Origin of the sequence: Pseudomonas sp. BJa5, assembly GCF_030272875.2 — a bacterium.
GTDB lineage: Bacteria > Pseudomonadota > Gammaproteobacteria > Pseudomonadales > Pseudomonadaceae > Aquipseudomonas.
Window position 1 is genome coordinate 1 of sequence record NZ_JALRNG020000197.1, and the last position, 244, is coordinate 244.

Sequence of the window (244 nt, forward strand, 5' to 3'; positions counted from 1 at the left end):
CAAATTGCCGACAACGCGTAATGGACGCCCATCTTTTACAAGCTGACTAAAATCATATTTTAATGCATCAGCTTCTACGATAGTTAAACGTTCTGGATGTGGCACGCGTTCAGGTAAGCCGGCAGCTAAATCACGGTCTAATTCAACTACAGTTAATGCATCACATTCTCCAATTAAAGGAGAAGTTAAAGCAGCTAAACCTGGACCAATTTCGACGATATTATCACCCGTACGCGGATTGACT

At 42.2% G+C, this 244-nt stretch carries 1 protein-coding gene; it reads right to left on the bottom strand.

Going from position 1 to position 244, the window contains the following annotated elements:
- Window positions 1-244, bottom strand: a 244-nt coding sequence (locus M2D63_RS26010) for an rRNA adenine N-6-methyltransferase family protein (RefSeq protein WP_285865914.1), incomplete at both ends; no start/stop codon positions are given.